The organism is Burkholderia sp. BCC1988 (assembly GCF_905339895.1).
Taxonomy (GTDB): domain Bacteria; phylum Pseudomonadota; class Gammaproteobacteria; order Burkholderiales; family Burkholderiaceae; genus Burkholderia.
Window position 1 is genome coordinate 1 of the sequence record NZ_CAJPHA010000033.1, and the last position, 16,390, is coordinate 16,390.

General features: G+C 66.5%; 15 protein-coding genes and 1 pseudogene. 9 read left to right on the forward strand and 7 right to left on the reverse strand.

Features of this window, described 5'->3' with window-relative positions:
* Nucleotides 1-89: 89 nt before the first annotated feature.
* The 5 genes from U4012_RS32600 (at nt 90) to U4012_RS32620 (ending at nt 5,476) form a co-directional block, all read left to right on the forward strand.
* Complete coding sequence (locus tag U4012_RS32600) at nt 90-536, forward strand: DoxX family protein (protein ID WP_321803746.1); 447 nt, start codon at nt 90-92, stop codon at nt 534-536.
* Between the two features lie 383 nt (nt 537-919).
* Entirely contained in the window at nt 920-1,939 is a 1,020-nt protein-coding gene (locus U4012_RS32605) for an aldo/keto reductase (protein WP_321803748.1), read from the forward strand.
* A 17-nt stretch (nt 1,940-1,956) separates the two neighbouring features.
* Entirely contained in the window at nt 1,957-2,370 is a 414-nt protein-coding gene (locus U4012_RS32610) for an SRPBCC family protein (protein WP_321803750.1), read from the forward strand.
* Between the two features lie 502 nt (nt 2,371-2,872).
* Entirely contained in the window at nt 2,873-3,661 is a 789-nt protein-coding gene (locus tag U4012_RS32615; RefSeq protein ID WP_321803752.1) for an SDR family oxidoreductase, read from the forward strand.
* A 231-nt stretch (nt 3,662-3,892) separates the two neighbouring features.
* Complete coding sequence (locus U4012_RS32620; RefSeq protein WP_321803754.1) at nt 3,893-5,476, forward strand: aldehyde dehydrogenase (NADP(+)); 1,584 nt, start codon at nt 3,893-3,895, stop codon at nt 5,474-5,476.
* A 420-nt stretch (nt 5,477-5,896) separates the two neighbouring features.
* Here U4012_RS32620 and U4012_RS32625 read toward each other — a convergent pair whose 3' ends face one another.
* Nucleotides 5,897-6,805 (reverse strand): LysR family transcriptional regulator, encoded by a 909-nt coding sequence (locus U4012_RS32625; RefSeq protein ID WP_321803756.1) that lies wholly within the window; start codon nt 6,803-6,805, stop codon nt 5,897-5,899.
* Between the two features lie 100 nt (nt 6,806-6,905).
* Between U4012_RS32625 and U4012_RS32630 the strand changes: the two genes are divergently transcribed.
* Nucleotides 6,906-7,925 (forward strand): aldo/keto reductase, encoded by a 1,020-nt coding sequence (locus tag U4012_RS32630; RefSeq protein ID WP_321803758.1) that lies wholly within the window; start codon nt 6,906-6,908, stop codon nt 7,923-7,925.
* A 424-nt stretch (nt 7,926-8,349) separates the two neighbouring features.
* Here U4012_RS32630 and U4012_RS32640 read toward each other — a convergent pair whose 3' ends face one another.
* Both U4012_RS32640 and U4012_RS32645 read right to left on the reverse strand, forming a co-directional pair.
* Complete coding sequence (locus tag U4012_RS32640; RefSeq protein ID WP_044847195.1) at nt 8,350-8,796, reverse strand: DUF6196 family protein; 447 nt, start codon at nt 8,794-8,796, stop codon at nt 8,350-8,352.
* 312 nt (nt 8,797-9,108) lie between these two features.
* On the reverse strand, nt 9,109-10,050 hold the full coding sequence (locus tag U4012_RS32645) for an EamA family transporter (RefSeq protein ID WP_415750312.1): 942 nt from the start codon (nt 10,048-10,050) through the stop codon (nt 9,109-9,111).
* Between the two features lie 91 nt (nt 10,051-10,141).
* Between U4012_RS32645 and U4012_RS32650 the strand changes: the two genes are divergently transcribed.
* Nucleotides 10,142-11,041, forward strand: a complete 900-nt coding sequence (locus U4012_RS32650) for a LysR family transcriptional regulator (protein WP_321803829.1) — start codon at nt 10,142-10,144, stop codon at nt 11,039-11,041.
* A 107-nt stretch (nt 11,042-11,148) separates the two neighbouring features.
* On the opposite strand, the pseudogene U4012_RS32655 reads toward U4012_RS32650, so the two are convergent.
* A pseudogene (locus U4012_RS32655) lies at nt 11,149-11,360 on the reverse strand (transposase); the annotation flags it as partial.
* Nucleotides 11,361-11,445: 85 nt separating this feature from the next.
* Nucleotides 11,446-12,759, reverse strand: coding sequence for an MFS transporter (locus tag U4012_RS32660; protein ID WP_321803762.1), 1,314 nt, complete (start codon nt 12,757-12,759; stop codon nt 11,446-11,448).
* A gap of 225 nt (nt 12,760-12,984) precedes the next feature.
* Between U4012_RS32660 and U4012_RS32665 the strand changes: the two genes are divergently transcribed.
* On the forward strand, nt 12,985-14,148 hold the full coding sequence (locus U4012_RS32665; RefSeq protein ID WP_321803764.1) for an iron-containing alcohol dehydrogenase: 1,164 nt from the start codon (nt 12,985-12,987) through the stop codon (nt 14,146-14,148).
* Nucleotides 14,149-14,216: 68 nt separating this feature from the next.
* Nucleotides 14,217-14,531 carry an NIPSNAP family protein gene (locus tag U4012_RS32670; protein ID WP_257773282.1) on the forward strand — a complete coding sequence of 105 codons (315 nt, stop codon included), beginning with the start codon at nt 14,217-14,219 and terminating at the stop codon, nt 14,529-14,531.
* Here U4012_RS32670 and U4012_RS32675 read toward each other — a convergent pair.
* Both U4012_RS32675 and U4012_RS32680 read right to left on the reverse strand, forming a co-directional pair.
* Nucleotides 14,524-15,465, reverse strand: coding sequence for a LysR family transcriptional regulator (locus U4012_RS32675; RefSeq protein ID WP_044847143.1), 942 nt, complete (start codon nt 15,463-15,465; stop codon nt 14,524-14,526). The genes U4012_RS32670 and U4012_RS32675 overlap by 8 nt on opposite strands.
* Before the next feature lie 135 nt (nt 15,466-15,600).
* Entirely contained in the window at nt 15,601-16,389 is a 789-nt protein-coding gene (locus U4012_RS32680) for an ABC transporter substrate-binding protein (RefSeq protein WP_044847144.1), read from the reverse strand.
* Between the last annotated feature and the right edge of the window lies 1 nt (nt 16,390).

Sequence of the window (16,390 nt, forward strand, 5' to 3'; positions counted from 1 at the left end):
GCACGCGAGTGCGTGGGGCAGCGCATTGCCGACGTCGGACGCGAAGGGCTTCTGGGGCGCGTTCGGTTGCTCCTGCTGGGCGGTCTGACATGTCGACGACGATCGGCCGGCACAGCCCCGCGTGGATCCGTGTCCTGCTCGCGCAGCCGTGGGTCGGCGCGCTGGTCCGGCTCGCACTCGTTTCCGCCTTTCTGATCGGCGGCGTCGCGAAGGCGCTCGACTTCGACGGCGCGGTCGCGGAGCAGGCGCATTTCGGCCTGCATCCGCCTGCGCTATGGGCTGCACTGGCGGTTGTCGTCGAGATCGGCGGTTCGCTGTGCGTGGTGTTTCGCCGCTTCACGTGGCTCGGCGCCGGCAGCCTCGGCGTGCTGACCGTCGTCGCGATGCTGGTGGCGAACGACTTCTGGAACCAGACGGGCGCAGCGCGCTTCATGGCGCTCAACGGTTTCTTCGAGCACTTGGGCCTGATTGCAGCGCTCGTCCTCGTCACGATGCTGGGCGATGCCCGGGATACGCAAGGGGACGGTCGCGCCTGAGGGCATGAGCCGCGCATTGCGACGGAACGCAGATTCCATCACCAGGCGGCTTTTCCCCGTTGCGCCTTCGAAAGAGGCGCAACGGGGATTCCTTTGCGCGACGCGTTGCAGGCGTGCGGCAATTGGGGGCACGCGCGGCGTTGCCGATCGTGCTCACCGGCGAAATCACTTTTGATCTGAAATCACGAATCGGCAGCTGATTCCGTCGCCAGCCTTGTCGGGCGGGGCCGCCGCGCGAACGGACCCTCCGGACGCGATATCCGCCCACCCCTTCAGACCACGTTTTAGACCTCCAGGGACTCAACTGTGTCGAATTCCGTCTTGGACAGACTTAACCCGTCTGCCTAGACTGAACTCGCTTTCCCTCACCCCTGGAGAAAATGATGAGTCTCAAAGACAAGCTGCCCGGTAACAAGATCCTTGGTTTCGGTACTGCCCCGCTCGGCAACATGTTCCGCAACATCCCCGACGCGGAAGCCGCGGCCACCGTCGAAGCGGCATGGCAACACGGCATCCGTTATTTCGATTCGGCCCCGTTCTACGGCGCCGGCCTCGCGGAAATCCGCCTCGGCGACGCGCTGGCGAATCACCCGCGTGACGAATACGTACTGAGCACCAAGGTCGGCCGCGTGATCCTCGACGAAGTCGAGGACGTGTCGGCGCGCGATCTCGGCGAGAAGGGCGGCCTGTTCGAACACGGCCGGCCGAACCGCATCGTCAACGACTACACGGCCGATGCGACGCTGCGTTCGATCGAGGACAGCCTGAAGCGTCTGCGCACCGACCGCCTCGACATCGTCTGGGTGCACGACATCGCTCAGGACTTCTACGGCGACGAATGGCTCGCGCAGTTCGAAGTCGCGCGCAAGGGCGCATTCCGCGTGCTGAGCAAGCTGCGCGAAGAAGGCGTGATCAAGGCGTGGGGCCTCGGCGTGAACCGCGTCGAGCCGATCGAACTCGTGCTCGACCTGTCCGAACCGCAACCGGACGGCATGCTGCTCGCCGGCCGCTACACGCTGCTCGATCACGAGCGCGCGCTGCAACGCGTGATGCCGGCGGCTGCCGCGCAGGACGTCGGGATCGTCGTCGGCGGCCCGTACAGCTCGGGCGTACTCGCAGGCGGCACGCACTTCGAATACCAGAAGGCTTCGCCGGAAATCCTCGCGAAGGTCGAGCGCATCAAGGCGATCGCCGCGCGCTACGACGTGCCGATCAAGGCCGCCGCGCTGCAGTTCTCGATGTCGCATCCGGCCACCGTCGCGGTGATTCCGGGCGCGAGCCGTCCGGAGCGGATCGCGGAAGACCAGGCTGCGCTGAACGTGGTGATTCCGGCCGACTTCTGGCGCGAAATGCGTGAACAAGGTCTGATTGCGGCCAATGCGCCGCTGCCGACCGATCGTTGATCCTGAAAGGTGATGACATGGCACAGGCCAATGCAAGCATCGAGATCGCGGCTTCGGCCGACACGGTCTGGACACTGATCGGCGGCTTCGGGTCGCTGCCCGACTGGCTGTCGTACATCCCGGCGAGCGAGCTGAGCGAAGGCGGTCGCGTGCGCAGCCTCGCGAACCCGGACGGCGACGCGATCGTCGAGCGGCTGGTCGCCTTCGACGACGCGGCACGCAGCTACACGTACGCGATCCTCGAAGCGCCGTTCCCGGTCGTGAACTATCGCTCCACGCTGCGCGTGCGCGAGAACGGCGCGAACGCGGCGACGGTCGAGTGGTCGGGCACGTTCACGCCGGATGGCGCGACCGACGACGAAGCGATCCGCCTCTTCCGCGGTATCTACGAGGACGGTCTTGCCGAACTGGCGAAGCGGTTCGCGGCGTGACGGTGTCGTGGCGTAGCGGCGCTATCGCGTGACGGTGTGACGATGTCGCGCGCGGTGAACGGGTGCCGGTCGTGTCGGCACCCGCCAGCGCCGTGCGTCGTGGCGGGTTTTCATCCGTGACGACGCGCGGCACCGGCGCCACCGCGCGCGCATCGTCAATCGTCGTATGAACGTGCCGAGCCGTCGTCGGCGTTGCGGTCGCACCGTTCGTCATCCGGCCGCCGCGGCGGCATGCGATGGACGCGGAACGCGCCCGCATGCGGCGGCGGGGCAACGACCGATAACGCGCGGTTATACCGGTATCACATCCTGTCAATTGTCGCGCGGGGGCGGACTCCGTATGCTGGCCCATTGCGCGGCTTTCCGGCGCATTTCGGACGTGCGCGTCAGTCGGTGCGCCGCCGGCACGCGCTGCGCGCACGGCAGCGCCGGCGCGTGAGCGTGCCGGCCGGCGCACGCGGCGGCACCGGGCGGCGCGCACGGCATTCCAGGAAGAACGCAGATGAACCTGAACATCGAAGGCCGCTGGGCGCTGGTTTGCGCAGCGAGCAAGGGGCTCGGCAAGGGGTGCGCGCAGGCGCTCGTCGCCGAGGGCGTGAACGTCGTGATCACCGCGCGCGGCAGCGACGCGCTCGACGCGACCGCCCGCGAACTGCGCGCGCTCAATCCTGCCGTCACGGTGATCGCGGTGGCCGGCGACATCACGACGAGCGCGGGCCGCGCGGCGGCGCTCGCGGCCGCGCCGCACGTCGACATCCTCGTGAACAACGCGGGCGGCCCGCCGCCGGGCGACTTCCGCGAATGGACGCGCGACGACTGGATCGCCGCGCTCGACGCGAACATGCTGACCGCGATCGAGCTGATCAAGGCGACCGTCGACGGGATGACCGAGCGTGGCTTCGGCCGCATCGTCAACATCACGTCGAGCGCGGTGAAGGCGCCGATCGACGTGCTCGGCCTGTCGAACGGCGCGCGCACGGGCCTGACCGGCTTCGTCGCGGGCATCGCGCGGCAAAAGCGCATCGCGACGCGCAACGTGACGATCAACAACCTGTTGCCGGGGCTGTTCGACACCGATCGCCTGAAGAAGGCGACGGATGCGTCGGCGAAGGCGGAAGGCAAGGATTACGAAGCGATGCGCGAAGCGAAGCGGCAGGCCGTGCCGGCCGGGCGCTTCGGCTCGGCCGACGAGTTCGGCGCGGTGTGCGCGTTCCTGTGCAGCGCGCACGCGGGCTACCTGACGGGCCAGAACGTACTGCTCGACGGCGGCGCGTATCCGGGTACGTTCTGATCGTTCGAGGCGGCCACCGACGCACCGACGATGCGGCTCGACGGCAATGCACCGTTGTCGGGGCCGGGTGATGCGAGCCCGGCATCGAGCGCCCCGCCGCACGGATTCGAACAGCCCGGCCCATTCACGGCGACGCGACAGGCGCGCCGGCACGACAAACAACACACAACACCTATGCGAGCCCGTGATCGCACGGCGTTCGCACCCGATCCATCTACAGAGGAAACGAACATGACACTCGCAGGCAACCTGCTGATCGGCTCGCGCGCACGGCGCGGCACGAACGGCGACACATACGCGGTCAACGCATCCAGCGGCGAACGCATGGCGCCGGCCTTCGGCGGCGCGAGCAGCGTCGATCTCGATGAAGCATGCGCGCTCGCCTGGGCCGCGTTCGACACGTATCGCGAAACGCAACCCGACGCGCGCGCGACGTTCCTCGAGACGATCGCGGCGAACATCCTCGCGCTCGGCGACGAACTGGTCGAGCGCTGCGTCGCGGAAACGGGCCTGCCGCGCGCCCGCGTCGAAGGCGAGCGCGGCCGAACGGTCGGCCAGCTGCGGATGTTCGCCGACGTGGTGCGCGCGGGCGACTACCTCGACGCGCGCATCGATCCGGCGCAGCCGGCACGCCAACCGGCGCCGCGTCCCGACCTGCGCCTGCGTCATATCGGCCTCGGGCCGGTCGCGGTGTTCGGCGCGAGCAATTTCCCGCTGGCATTCTCGGTCGCGGGCGGCGATACGGCGTCCGCGCTCGCGGCCGGCTGCCCGGTGATCGTGAAAGCGCACCCGGCGCATCCGGGCACGTCGGAACTGGTCGGGATCGCCGTGCAGCGGGCGGTGAAGACGTGCGGGATGCCGGAAGGCACGTTCTCGCTACTGTTCGACACCGGCCTCGAGATCGGGCAGGGGCTAGTGCGCGATCGGCGCATCAAGGCGGTCGGCTTCACCGGTTCGCGCCATGCCGGCACCGCGCTGATCGCGCTTGCGAACGCGCGGCCCGAGCCGATCCCCGTGTACGCGGAAATGAGCAGCATCAATCCGGTGCTGCTGTTCCCGAACGCACTCGACGCGCGCGGCGACGCGATCGCGCAGCAGTTCGTGCAGTCGCTGACGCTCGGCGCCGGGCAGTTCTGCACGAATCCGGGGTTGATCCTTGCCGTGGACGGGCCGGCACTCGAGCGCTTTACCGCCGCGGCGGCGGAGCGGCTCGCCCAGGCCGCGGCGGCGACGATGCTCACGCCGGGCATTCATCAGGCCTTCGAGCGTTCGGTGGCCGCGCTCGCGCAGCATCCGCAGGTGCGCACCGTCGCGCGCGCGCATGCGCCGGCCGGCGCGAACCAGGGGCAGGGCGCGCTGTTCTCGACGAGCGCGGACGCGTTCCGCGAGTCGAAGGCGCTGCATGAGGAGATGTTCGGCGCGGCGTCGCTGATCGTCCGCTGTCCGGACCTCGACACGATGCTCGATCTGATCGAGTCGCTGGAAGGGCAGTTGACGACGGCGCTCCATATCGACGAAGCCGACTACGCCGCCGCGCGCACGTTCCTGCCGGCGCTGGAGCGGCGCGCGGGCCGCGTGCTCGTCAACGGTTTCGGCACCGGCGTGGAAGTCGCGCATGCGATGGTGCACGGCGGCCCGTATCCGGCCACCGCGGACGGGCGTACGACGTCGGTCGGCAGTCTCGCGATCCGTCGTTTCCTGCGGCCGGTCTGCTATCAGGACATGCCGGAGGCGCTGCTGCCCGATGCGCTGAAGACCTCGAATCCGCTGGCGATCAACCGGCTGATGGACGGGAAGGTCACGCTCGCGAACTGACGCGCGAGCGGGGGGAAGCCGGCATCCGGTGTCGCGCATGCAATCGCATGCGGACCGATGCCGGCTCGATCGATTTCAGCCGGAATCGTGTGGGGGGATGCGGACGGCATGACGGATTCCCTGTCTTTGCCGGCGATTGCGTCGATCCGGATCGCGAGTCTTCATGTTGAGGCACGGCGACACGGCGACACGGCGACACGGCGACACGGCGACACGGCGACACGGCGACACGGCGACACGGCGACACGGCGACACGGCGACACGGCGACACGGCGACACGGCGACACGGCGACACGGCGACACGGCAACACGGCAACACGGCAACACGGCAACACGGCAACACGGCAACACGGCCGCGCCATTCGATGTGCGGGCAACGACGCCGCGCGCGGCGCGAGCACACCACGCGCCCCCGTCACGTCACTCGACCGTCGCGACCACATCCTCGCCGGTCAGAATCTCGCGGAACACGCCGACCAGCGGCCGCAAGTTGACCTTGTGCCACGCGGCCCACAGCGGCGTGCGATAGCTGAACCACGGCAGCTCGCGCAGCACGACGCCTTCCGGCACCTGGTGACGCAGGCTCTGCTGGATCATCGTCACGCCGAGCCCGGCGGCGACGAGCCCGAGCGCCGCGAGCGGCTCGCTCGCCTCGACGGAAATATCCGGCGAGAAACCGGCCTTCGCGCACGCGGCGACGAACGCGCCGTGACGCGGCGCGCTTTCCTGCTGCGTGACCCCGATCCACGGCTGCGTCGCGAGGTCGTCGGCCGCGAGCGTCTTCTTCTTCGCGAGCGGATGGCCTTCGGGCAGCGCGAGCAGCATCGGATCGTTCAGCACGCGCATCGATTCGAGTTCCGGATCGTCGGGCGCGGGCGGCTCGGTCACGAGCGCGATGTCGAGACTGCGCTCGCGCAGGCCTTCGAGCTGCGCGGCGGACGTGTAGTTGTACAGCGCGATGTGGACGGCCGGGCGGTCCGCGCGCAACGTCTTCAGCGCGCGCGGCAGCACGCCCGAGTGCGTGGCCGTTTCCAGGTAGCCGATGCAGAGCCCGCCTTCGTCGCCGCGGCCGAGCCGGCGCGCGAGCGATTCCAGCCGGTGCGCATGGCGCAGGAACGCCTGCGTCTCGCTGAGGAACGTGCGGCCGTCGCGCGTCAGACGAATGCGCTGCTGGCTGCGTTCGAACAGCGTCAGCCCGAGCTTTTCCTCGAGTTGCGCGATCTGGCGGCTGAGCGGCGACTGCGAAATGTGCAGCCGTTCGGCGGCGCGGCCGACGTGTTCTTCCTCCGCGACCGCGATGAAATATTGAAGCTGACGGATGTCGAGCATATAAGACCTCGTGGGACTCAAGTTTGATGAATTATGTCTTGGACAGACATAACCATGCAACCTAGACTGGACGCACTTTCCGTGACCTGTGGAGAAATGCATGCGTCTCAAAGCCACGCTGCCGGCCGACAACACGCTCGGTTTCGGCGCCGCCCCGCTCGGCAACATGTTCCGCGACATCCCCGACGACGAAGCCGCCGCGACCGTCGAAGCCGCGTGGGCGCGCGGGATCCGCTACTTCGACACCGCGCCGTCGTACGGCGCGGGGCTGGCCGAGTCGCGTCTGGGCGACGTGCTCGCCGGCCATCGGCGCGACGACTACGTGATCAGCACGAAGGTAGGCCGCGTCGTGCTCGACGAAATGGAAGACGCGAGCGCGCGCGACTACGGCGAGAAGACCGGAATCTTCGCGCATGGCCGCGCGAACCGGCTCGTCAGCGACTACACGGCCGACGCGACGCTGCGCTCGATCGAGGGCAGCCTGAAGCGCCTGCGTACCGATCGCCTCGACATCGTATGGGTGCACGACATCGCGCAGGACATCTACGGCGACGAATGGCTCGCGCAGTTCGAGGTCGCGCGCAAGGGCGCGTTCCGCGTGCTGGGCAAGCTGCGCGAAGAGGGCGTGATCGGCGCGTGGGGCCTTGGCGTGAACCGCGTCGAGCCGATCGAGCTCGTGCTCGACCTCGCCGAACCGCAGCCGGACGGCATGCTGCTGGCCGGCCGCTATACGTTGCTCGATCACGAGCGCGCGCTGCAGCGCGTGATGCCGGTGGCAGCCGCGCTAGGCGTCGGGATCGTCGTCGGGGGGCCGTACAGTTCGGGCGTGCTGGTCGGCGGCGCGCACTTCGAATACCAGAAGGCTTCGCCGGAAATCGTCGCGAAGGTCGAACGCATCAAGGCGATCGCCGCACGCTACGACGTGCCGGTCAAGGCGGCCGCGCTGCAGTTCGTGCTCGCGCATCCCGCGGTCGCGTCGGTGATTCCCGGTGCGAGCCGTCCGGCGCGCATCGCGGAAGATGTCGACGCGCTGAACGCGACGATTCCCGCCGACTTCTGGCGCGAGATGCGCGAGCAGGGGCTCGTCGCCGCGAACGCGCCGCTGCCGATCGATCGCTGATCGGGCCGGTCGACGCGAGTCGATAAAAAATGCCCGCGCAAGCGGGCATCGTCGGGACGGTGCGGTGCGGCGCACCGTTCGGGCGCGCGCTTGGCCGTTCAATTAGAATCTCTAACAAAATGAACGGATGGGGCTGCCAACCTGTCGCACGCTCTGCTCACCACTTCGTTGTTTCGCTGACGACGAGAGCACGGCAAAACCGATACTCGATGGCGAATTGCGGTCACTGATCCAACCGCTGCGATATTTCGTGCGCGAATGACTGGTTTAGCACTTGCGTGCCGTTGCGGTCATCGCTGACAAAGGTACGACTCGAACGCCTTTGTGACGAGTATCCACTCTCCGCGTGCGAAAGCAGTCATCCCGCTTCGCTCGAACAGAAAAACCAAGCGTCGCTATAGCCGCGTGCCGTATCGGATGAGCTTTATCGATGATCGCTCTGCCCCTGAACAAGCCGCTTGACTTCCTCGATCACCTCGTCTGCCAGCGTCTCGGGTACGCCCCAGTAATCGAAGATACCGCCATCCGCATGATTCTGTCCGCACGTCACAAATACGCCGGTGCCAAATCGATTCTTGAGATGGGTAGCCAGCCAGCCAACGAAGCCACTATTGTCTGCCCCTGCCGGGAAGTGGAATCGAAAGATGCCGAACTGTTCCTGGTGTGAACCGTCACTCGGCACAAGCTGACTCCACACGTTGTCGTCTCGCACCAAGGCAAGTGCGTCGGCCCGCACAGCGCTTGGGAATTGATCCAGCGGAAATTCAATGAACGTGTACGTGCCGGAGTAAATCCGTAGGCGTGCCTCGGTGATGACTCGTCGAAGGCGACGCTCAGTTTGTTCGACGGTCTCACGTGAAATATCAACCATGTCTACTCCGAGAATGAGGCGGTTACAGGTCAGATCATCAATGCAAGCAGAAACGAACTTCATCCTACCAGCATGTGACGCAATCACCGGCGAATAGTCGCCCGAACCGAGCGGACCGGATGACCCGACAACCCGCACAAATGTAAACAGACCCTGGAGCTGCCCGGAGCAGGCGTTTGGCGGACAAACAGGTCGCTCAACATCACCCTGCACTCGAATCGTCGATCGCGGCCAGCGCCTGTCTTGTCATTCCGACTCCGACTCCGATGGCGAGGCGACGAAGCGCATGCCAGCCAAGCCTTGTGGAGCCGGCTACTGCTGCATCACGGCGCCTGCGCTGGCACCGATGACAAACAACGTGCCGATACTTTGCAGCAGGGTCATGGGCTGGCCGAGTACCGCAAATCCGATTGCCGAGGCAATCGCAGGCTCGACGCTCATCAGGATGCCAAACGCCGACGCCGTCATGCGCCGTAACGCAATCATCTCCAGAACATAAGGCAAGAGCGGGACGAGCACGGCGAGACCGGCAGCGTCGATCAATTGCCCGGCCGGAAAATGCCCGCCGCTTTCTGTGAGGCCGAATGGCGCGGTCACGAGCGCCGCGACGATCAGCGACGTGGACAGGCCTTGCAGACCATCGAACAGCGACCCCACGCGCTTCATCATCAGGATGTAGGCGGCCCATCCGAGCGCCGAGCCGAGCGGGAATACGAGCGCCGCAACGGGCACGATCCACATGTCGTCCTGGCGCGCGAGCAGCACGATTCCTGCCAGGGCGAGCGCGGGCCACGCGAGCATCCGGATCTTGCGTACGCCGATGGTCGCGACGCACAGCGGCCCCAAGAAATTGATCGCGACGGCGAGCCCGAGCGGCACGCGCTTGACCGCCTCGAAGAAGCACAATGTCATGCAGGCCATCGCGCAGCCGAGCGCGATGGCGGCGATCCAGCGCTGCCGGGAATAGCGCCGGACGGGCGGGCGCACGATCACGGCCAGCGCGAAGGCGGCGAAACACAGGCGCAGCCAGGTCGTGCTGAACGTTCCGTACTCGATCATCGCGGGCCGCGACAGCGCAGCGCCGAGCTGGACGCTGCACATCGACACCACGGCGAACCCGGGTGCCAGAGCCGCCTGGAAGCGTCGTGTCCGCGACGCGCCAAACGCCGCATTCGCCGTGAACGCGTCGCGCGCAACCGGTGTGGAAGCGGTCGTGTGCCGGCCGGCCCGGATGCTTCCGGTTTCTTCGTTCATGCAGTGCTCCATGATGGCGATGCGGCGATGTTAACCACGCATGTTCGTTTGGTATAAGCTCGAATTTTTTATGGGCGCTTCAAGAATATTTATGGCTCGGGATCTCGACAGCGGCTTGTTGCGCACCTTTCTGATCGTGGTCGAAACCGGTAGCGTGAGCGAGGCGGCGCAGGCGCTGCATCGCACGCAGGCCGCCGTCAGCATGGCATTGCGCCGGCTGGAAGAATCGGTCGGGCAGCGCCTGCTCGAACGTTCGCCACGCGGCATCAAGCCGACCGCGGCGGGCAGCGTGCTGCTGCCTTACGCGCAGCGCATGCTCGACATCGGGATCGCGGCGCGCGCTGCGCTGAATGCAGGTGAGATCTCAGGGACGGTCCGGCTCGGCCTCCTCGAGGACATCGCTGTTGGCCATCTGCCGCACACGCTGCGTGATTTTGGCGCTTCGTTCCCGAATGTCGCCGTGGAGATCGTCGTCGATTCGAGCAAGGCGCTGTCGCAGGATTTCATGAATGGCTCGCTCGATTTCGCGATCATCGACCCGACGTTCATCCATGCGGAACCGCTCGTGCGGTGGCGGCATCCGCTGTTCTGGGCGGCTGGCCTTGCGTATGACGGAGATGTCCGCCACGCTCCATTGCCGTTCGTCGCATTCGGCGGTGCGTGTCCGTGGCAAGACAGGCTGTATGCGTCATTGCGCGATGCTCGGGTCGCATGGAAAGTCATCTGCACGAGCACGAGCCTGGCCGCCATTCAATCCGCAGTCGAGGCAGGGCTGGGGGTCACGGTCCTGCTCGAATGGAACGTCCGGCGCGATTCGATGCGCGCGCTCGATCCGGCTGCCACCGGATTGCCGCACCCGCCATCGGCGGAATTCGGCTTGTTCAGCCATGCGGATGGCAGCGATCGCATGTCGGCGGTACAGGCCTTGCAGCGCTTTCTCCTTCGCGAGTTGCGCGATGCCGCAACGCTCCAGGAAGTGCTCACACAATGAGTTTGGAAGCCGTCGCCAGCAGATGATGCAAGCGGCGATCTTCATGAACGCTTCGTGGATCGCCGCGAGGCGCTCGAACCGGATGTGCAGTCGCCCGAAGTTGTGCAGCCAGGCTGTTGCCAGTCGCGCAGTCTGCGCCAGCAGCTCATGCCCGAGCCGCAGCCCGTTTCCTGCGGAAGCAACTTCCAGGAAATGCCGGACTGCGGCACGAACAGAATGCTGGTCAGCACCCCGGGTATCGCGCGCGACGTGGTTTCGGTGGTTGCAGCAGCGGTTGGATCAGTGACCACAGTTCGCCATCGAGTATCGGTGTTGCCATGACCTCCTCGTCAGCGAAACAACGAAGAGGTGAACGGCGCGTGCGGCAGGTGAGCAGCCGCATCAGTTCATTTTGTCGGAGCTTCCTAGCCGTGCGTGCGCGGCCGGTAGTCGATCAGGCTGGAGAACACCGCGATCAGCACGGCCATCGCGACGAAGAACAGCAGCGCGAGGAAGTACGAGCCCGACCACTGGACGATCAGCCCGATCAGGATCGGCACCACCACGCCGACCATGCTGCCGCAGAAGTTCATCGTGCCGCCGAGCACGCCCGCGCGCTCGGGGCCGCCGACGATCGCGGGCAGGCTCCAGTACATCCCGCAGAAGCGGATGAAGAACATCGCGATGCTGAGCAGCAGCACGACCGCATTGGCGTTCGCGATGTACGCGGCGGCCAGGATGCACGCGGCGGCGATCAGCGACGAGCCGCTGAACATCGTGCGCATCACGAGGTTCGGCGATGCCCCCGACGCTTTCCAGCGGTCGCCGATGGTCCCGCCGATCAGTTCGCCGACGAAGCCCGACATGAAGATGACGAACGTTGCGCCGCCCGTCGTCGCGATGTTGAAGCCGTAGGTCTTGTGCAGGTAGCTCGGCATCCACGTGAGCAGCCCGTAGAACACCGCGAGGATGCAGCTGTAGCCGGCGAACATCGCGAGCACCGAACGATCCTTCACGAGTTCGCGCAGCGGCACGCGTTCGGCCGCGGCCGGTGCCGGCGGGTTCGCGCGCGTGATGTGCTCGAGCTCGGCCGCGTTGACGCCCGGATGCTCGGACGGATGGTTGCGGATATAGCGCCACACGAGCACGCCCACCAGCATCGTGCCGATACCGGCGATCACGAATGCGATGCGCCACGAGCCGAACCACGCGATCAGCGCGGAGATCAGGATCGCGCCGAGCGCGCTGCCGAGCGGTGCGCCGCCGTCGACCAGCACGGCGCCGCGGCCGCGCTCGTGCGGCGTGAGCCACGAGCCGATCAGCTTCGCGCCGGCCGGAAACACCGGCGATTCGGAGAAGCCGAGGCCCATGCGCGTGAGCATCAGCAGCAACCAGTTGTGCGAGGCCGCACCGAGCGCCTGGAACGCGCCCCACGCGAGCGTCGCGGTCGCGATGATGCCGCGCGTGTGATAACGGTCGAGCATCACGCCGACCGGGATCTGCATCAGCGCGTACGACCAGAAGAACGCGCTGAGCATCAGCCCTTCGAGCGCGGGCGACAGGTTGAATTGCGGCGCGATCAGCGGCATCGCGACCGACAGCGACGCGCGGTCGATGTAGTTGATCGCGACGAGCAGCAGCATGAGCAGGAAGATGCGCCAGCGGACGCTGGTCGGCCGGGCCGCCGCGTCGAGCGGCGCCGATGCGGCCGATGCGGCAGGGGAATGCGAGAGGGGCATGGTTGTCTCCGTCGTTATGGTTGCGGTGCGATGACGCGTTCCGTGCAGCGACTGTAGGGCGGCCGCCGCGTCTTGCCTAATGACGCTTCGTGATCGCGTGATAACCAAACGGCGCGGCGTGCGGGGGAATAAGCGGCCGTTATCGGGCGATCCGGTTTTTTCATTACCGGCGGCGATCGGCCGCTTGTAGTGTCTGGTGCGGAGACTTCACACGGAGAAAGCACCATGAACCCATTCCAATACTTCTTTCCCACCACGCTGAAATTCGGCAACGGCCTCGCGCGCCAGGCCGGCGAACTGCTGAAGCCGCTGTTCGACGGCAAGCTGCTGGTCGTGACCGACGAAGGCCTGATCAAGAGCGGCGTGCTCGAAGGATTTTTCGCGTCGCTGCGCGACGCGGACGTTGCGTACGCAATCTTCTCGGGTGTCGAGGCGAACCCGAGCACCGCGGTGCTCGACAGCGCGCTGACGTTCCTGAAGGAGCATCGCTGCACCGCGGTGATCGGCGTCGGCGGCGGCAGCAGCATCGACACCGCGAAGGGCGTGGCCGCGATGGCGACCAACGGCGGCACGATCCTCGATTACGAGGGCTACAACAGGATTCCCGACGAACCGCTGCCGATCTTCGCGATCCCGACCACGTCGGGAACCGGCAGCGAGTGCACGGCATCGACGGTGTTCACGAACCAGGAAACGCTGTTCAAGACCGTGATCGTCAGCCACAAGATTTTCCCGAAGCTCGCGATTCTCGATGCGGAACTCACGCTGAAGCTGCCCGCGCCGATCACGGCGGCCACCGGGATGGACGCGCTGACCCACGCGATCGAATCGTACGTGTCGAAGCAGGCGAACCCGGTCAGCCAATCGCTCGCGCTCGGCGCGATCCGCCTGATCGGGCGCAGCCTGCGCACCGCGTTCTACGTCGGCTCCGACCTCGCCGCGCGTGAAGACATGCTGCTCGGCTCGTTCCTCGCCGGCGTCGCGTTCTCGCAGTCGAAGCTCGGCAACGTGCATGCGATCTCGCACACGATGGGCGGCGTGTTCAACATTGCCCACGGCATCGCGAACGCGGCGCTGCTGCCGTACGTGATCGACTTCAACCGCCCGGCGTGCCCGGCGCTGTTCCGCGACATCGCGGAAGCGCTCGGCGGCGACGTGGCCGGCCTCGATGCGGAAACGGCCGCGCGTGCGCTGGTCGAGCAGATCGTCGAACTCAATCGCGCGCTCGCGATTCCTTCGAACATCCGCGAACTCGGCGTCGATCTCGCGCACCTGCCGCAGATGGTGGCCGACTCGATGCGCAGCGGCAACGTGCTCGTCAATCCGCGCCTGACGACCGCGCGCGACGTCGAAGCGATCATCCGCGCCGCATACGCCGGCGAGATCTGATTGCGCGGCGCTTCATGCGCGCGCCTCCGATTCCACGATTCCCCGATTCGATTCAACCAGGAGCAGTCATGTATTACGAAATGCGGACCTACACGGTCCAGATCGGCAAGATGAACGAATACCTGCGGCACTTCGAGAAGGAAGGCCTGCCGGTGATTTCCCGCTACGCGACGCTAGTCGGCTGGTGGTACACGGAAATCGGCGAGCTGAACCAGGTCGTCCACATCTGGGCGTACGACAGCCTCGACGACCGCATCAAGCGGCGCACCGCGCTGTACGAGGATCCGGACTGGCTCGAGAAGTTCGTGCCGAAGGCGTTCCCGATGCTGGAAAGGATGGAGTCGAAGCTGCTGCGTCCGGCCGCGTTCTCGCCGATCAAGTAGGCAGCGGCTGCTGTAGCGTCTCGACGAGCATGCGCGCACCGGGTGTCAGGTGCGCGAAGGTGCGGGCCACCACGCCGAACGGCTCGTCGAGCGCGGGGATCGCGACCGGCAGGCACGCAACGAGGCCGAAGCGTTCGCCGAACTCGGCGACTTCGCGCGGAATCACCGCGACCAGTTCCGGGTTCGCCTGTAGCAGCGTCAGCGTCGCGAACGTCGACGCCGTCTCGATCGGATAACTCGGCACCTCGATGCCGGCATCCGCGAGCGCACGTTCGAGCGCGAGCCGCATCGGCGTGTTGACCGGATACGCGACCCATTCCGCGTCGGCGAGATCGCGCAGCGTCAGCGCGTCGCGTTCGGCCAGCGCATGCGTGCGCGCGGTCACGACCGCGAGCGGTTCGGACTGCAGCGGGATAGAGTCGTAGGCTTCCGGGCGCCGGTTGTTGCCGTTGCGGCAGATCGCGAGATCGATGCGGCCGTCGTCGATCAGGGCGAGCAGGCTCGCGCTGGTGCCTTCGACGATCTCGACCGACAGGTGCGGCTGGCGCCGGCGCAGGTCGGTCAGCGCGCGCGTGAGCAGCGGCACCGCGCCCATGATCACGCCGACGGCCAGATGGCCGCCATGCCCCTGCGTGATCGCGAGCACTTCGGTATGCAGGTGTTCGAGGTCGCTGTAGATGAGGCGCGCATAGCGCGTGACGCAGCGGCCGAGGTCGTTCGCGACGAGGCCTTTCGGCTGCCGCTCGAACAGCGGCATGCCGAGGATGTCCTCGATCTCGCGCAGCACCTTGGTCGCGCCGGGCTGCGAGATCGCGATTTCTTCGGCGGCCTTGTGCAGCGAGCCATGGTTTTCGAGCGCGATCAGCAGCTTGAGCTGCTTCAGGCGAAGGCGCGACGCGATGTTCGCGAGAGAGGGAACGGCCAGCGGTTTCATGGCGACGACCAAACCGAAAGCGGCGATTATAGCCCTGCCGGGCCGAAAACGATCTTGAGGATCGCTAATGCAGAACTGGTCAGCGCGCGTGCGGCGAACCGGCCCCGCACGCGCCGCGGCCCGTGATGTCCGTCGTCAATTCCCGTACATGTCGAAGTCGAAGTATTTCGACTGGATCCGGTTGTACGTGCCGTCGCCGCGGATCTGAGCGATCGCGCGATTCAGTGCGTCGCGCAGATCCGCATCGGCCTTGCGCACGCCGGCCGCATCGCCGTTGCCCATGATCTTCGGGTCGAACACGACTCCGCCCGCGAACGAGAAGCCCTTGCCGCGCGGCGTCGCCAGGAAGCCGAGCTGGCCCTGCACCGCATCCATCAGCACGCCGTCCACGCGGCCGGTCACGAGATCCGCATAGGCCTGGTCGTAGCTCGGATACGGCACCACCTCGACCTTCGCCGCCGCCCATTTTTCGCGCGCGTAGGTTTCCTGGATCGTCCCCTGTTCGACCGCGACCCGCTTGCCGGCGAGCTTCGCCGCGTCGGGCAGCAGCCCGGAGCCGGTGCGCGCGATCAGGCGCGTCTGGTTGCGGTACAGGCGATCGGTGAAGTCGATTTGCTGGCGGCGCTGTTCGGTCGCGGCCATCGACGACAGGATCACGTCGAACTTGCGCGCCTGCAGCCCGGGAATCAGCCCGTCGAAGCTGCTCGACACCCACACGCATTTCGCGTTGAGCTTCGCGCACAGTGCGTTGCCGAGATCGATGTCGAAGCCCTGCACGCTGCCGTCGGTCGCGGTCGATTCGAACGGCGGGTAGGTCGGGTCGACGCCGATGCGGATCGTCGTCCATTCCTTCGCCGAGGCGAGTGTCGCGAAGGCCATCGCGGCCGCGGACAGCAGGATCGTGATGCGCGTCTTGTTCTTCATG

What these genes read in the sequence shown, in the direction of transcription:
- U4012_RS32600 (WP_321803746.1), top strand. Translation starts at nt 90, where the DNA reads ATGTCGACGACGATCGGCCGGCACAGCCCCGCGTGGATCCGTGTCCTG.
- U4012_RS32605 (WP_321803748.1), top strand. Translation starts at nt 920, where the DNA reads ATGAGTCTCAAAGACAAGCTGCCCGGTAACAAGATCCTTGGTTTCGGT.
- U4012_RS32610 (WP_321803750.1), top strand. Translation starts at nt 1,957, where the DNA reads ATGGCACAGGCCAATGCAAGCATCGAGATCGCGGCTTCGGCCGACACG.
- U4012_RS32615 (WP_321803752.1), top strand. Translation starts at nt 2,873, where the DNA reads ATGAACCTGAACATCGAAGGCCGCTGGGCGCTGGTTTGCGCAGCGAGC.
- U4012_RS32620 (WP_321803754.1), top strand. Translation starts at nt 3,893, where the DNA reads ATGACACTCGCAGGCAACCTGCTGATCGGCTCGCGCGCACGGCGCGGC.
- U4012_RS32625 (WP_321803756.1), bottom strand. Translation starts at nt 6,805, where the DNA reads ATGCTCGACATCCGTCAGCTTCAATATTTCATCGCGGTCGCGGAGGAA.
- U4012_RS32630 (WP_321803758.1), top strand. Translation starts at nt 6,906, where the DNA reads ATGCGTCTCAAAGCCACGCTGCCGGCCGACAACACGCTCGGTTTCGGC.
- U4012_RS32640 (WP_044847195.1), bottom strand. Translation starts at nt 8,796, where the DNA reads ATGGTTGATATTTCACGTGAGACCGTCGAACAAACTGAGCGTCGCCTT.
- U4012_RS32645 (WP_415750312.1), bottom strand. Translation starts at nt 10,050, where the DNA reads ATGAACGAAGAAACCGGAAGCATCCGGGCCGGCCGGCACACGACCGCT.
- U4012_RS32650 (WP_321803829.1), top strand. Translation starts at nt 10,142, where the DNA reads ATGGCTCGGGATCTCGACAGCGGCTTGTTGCGCACCTTTCTGATCGTG.
- U4012_RS32660 (WP_321803762.1), bottom strand. Translation starts at nt 12,759, where the DNA reads ATGCCCCTCTCGCATTCCCCTGCCGCATCGGCCGCATCGGCGCCGCTC.
- U4012_RS32665 (WP_321803764.1), top strand. Translation starts at nt 12,985, where the DNA reads ATGAACCCATTCCAATACTTCTTTCCCACCACGCTGAAATTCGGCAAC.
- U4012_RS32670 (WP_257773282.1), top strand. Translation starts at nt 14,217, where the DNA reads ATGTATTACGAAATGCGGACCTACACGGTCCAGATCGGCAAGATGAAC.
- U4012_RS32675 (WP_044847143.1), bottom strand. Translation starts at nt 15,465, where the DNA reads ATGAAACCGCTGGCCGTTCCCTCTCTCGCGAACATCGCGTCGCGCCTT.
- U4012_RS32680 (WP_044847144.1), bottom strand. Translation starts at nt 16,389, where the DNA reads ATGAAGAACAAGACGCGCATCACGATCCTGCTGTCCGCGGCCGCGATG.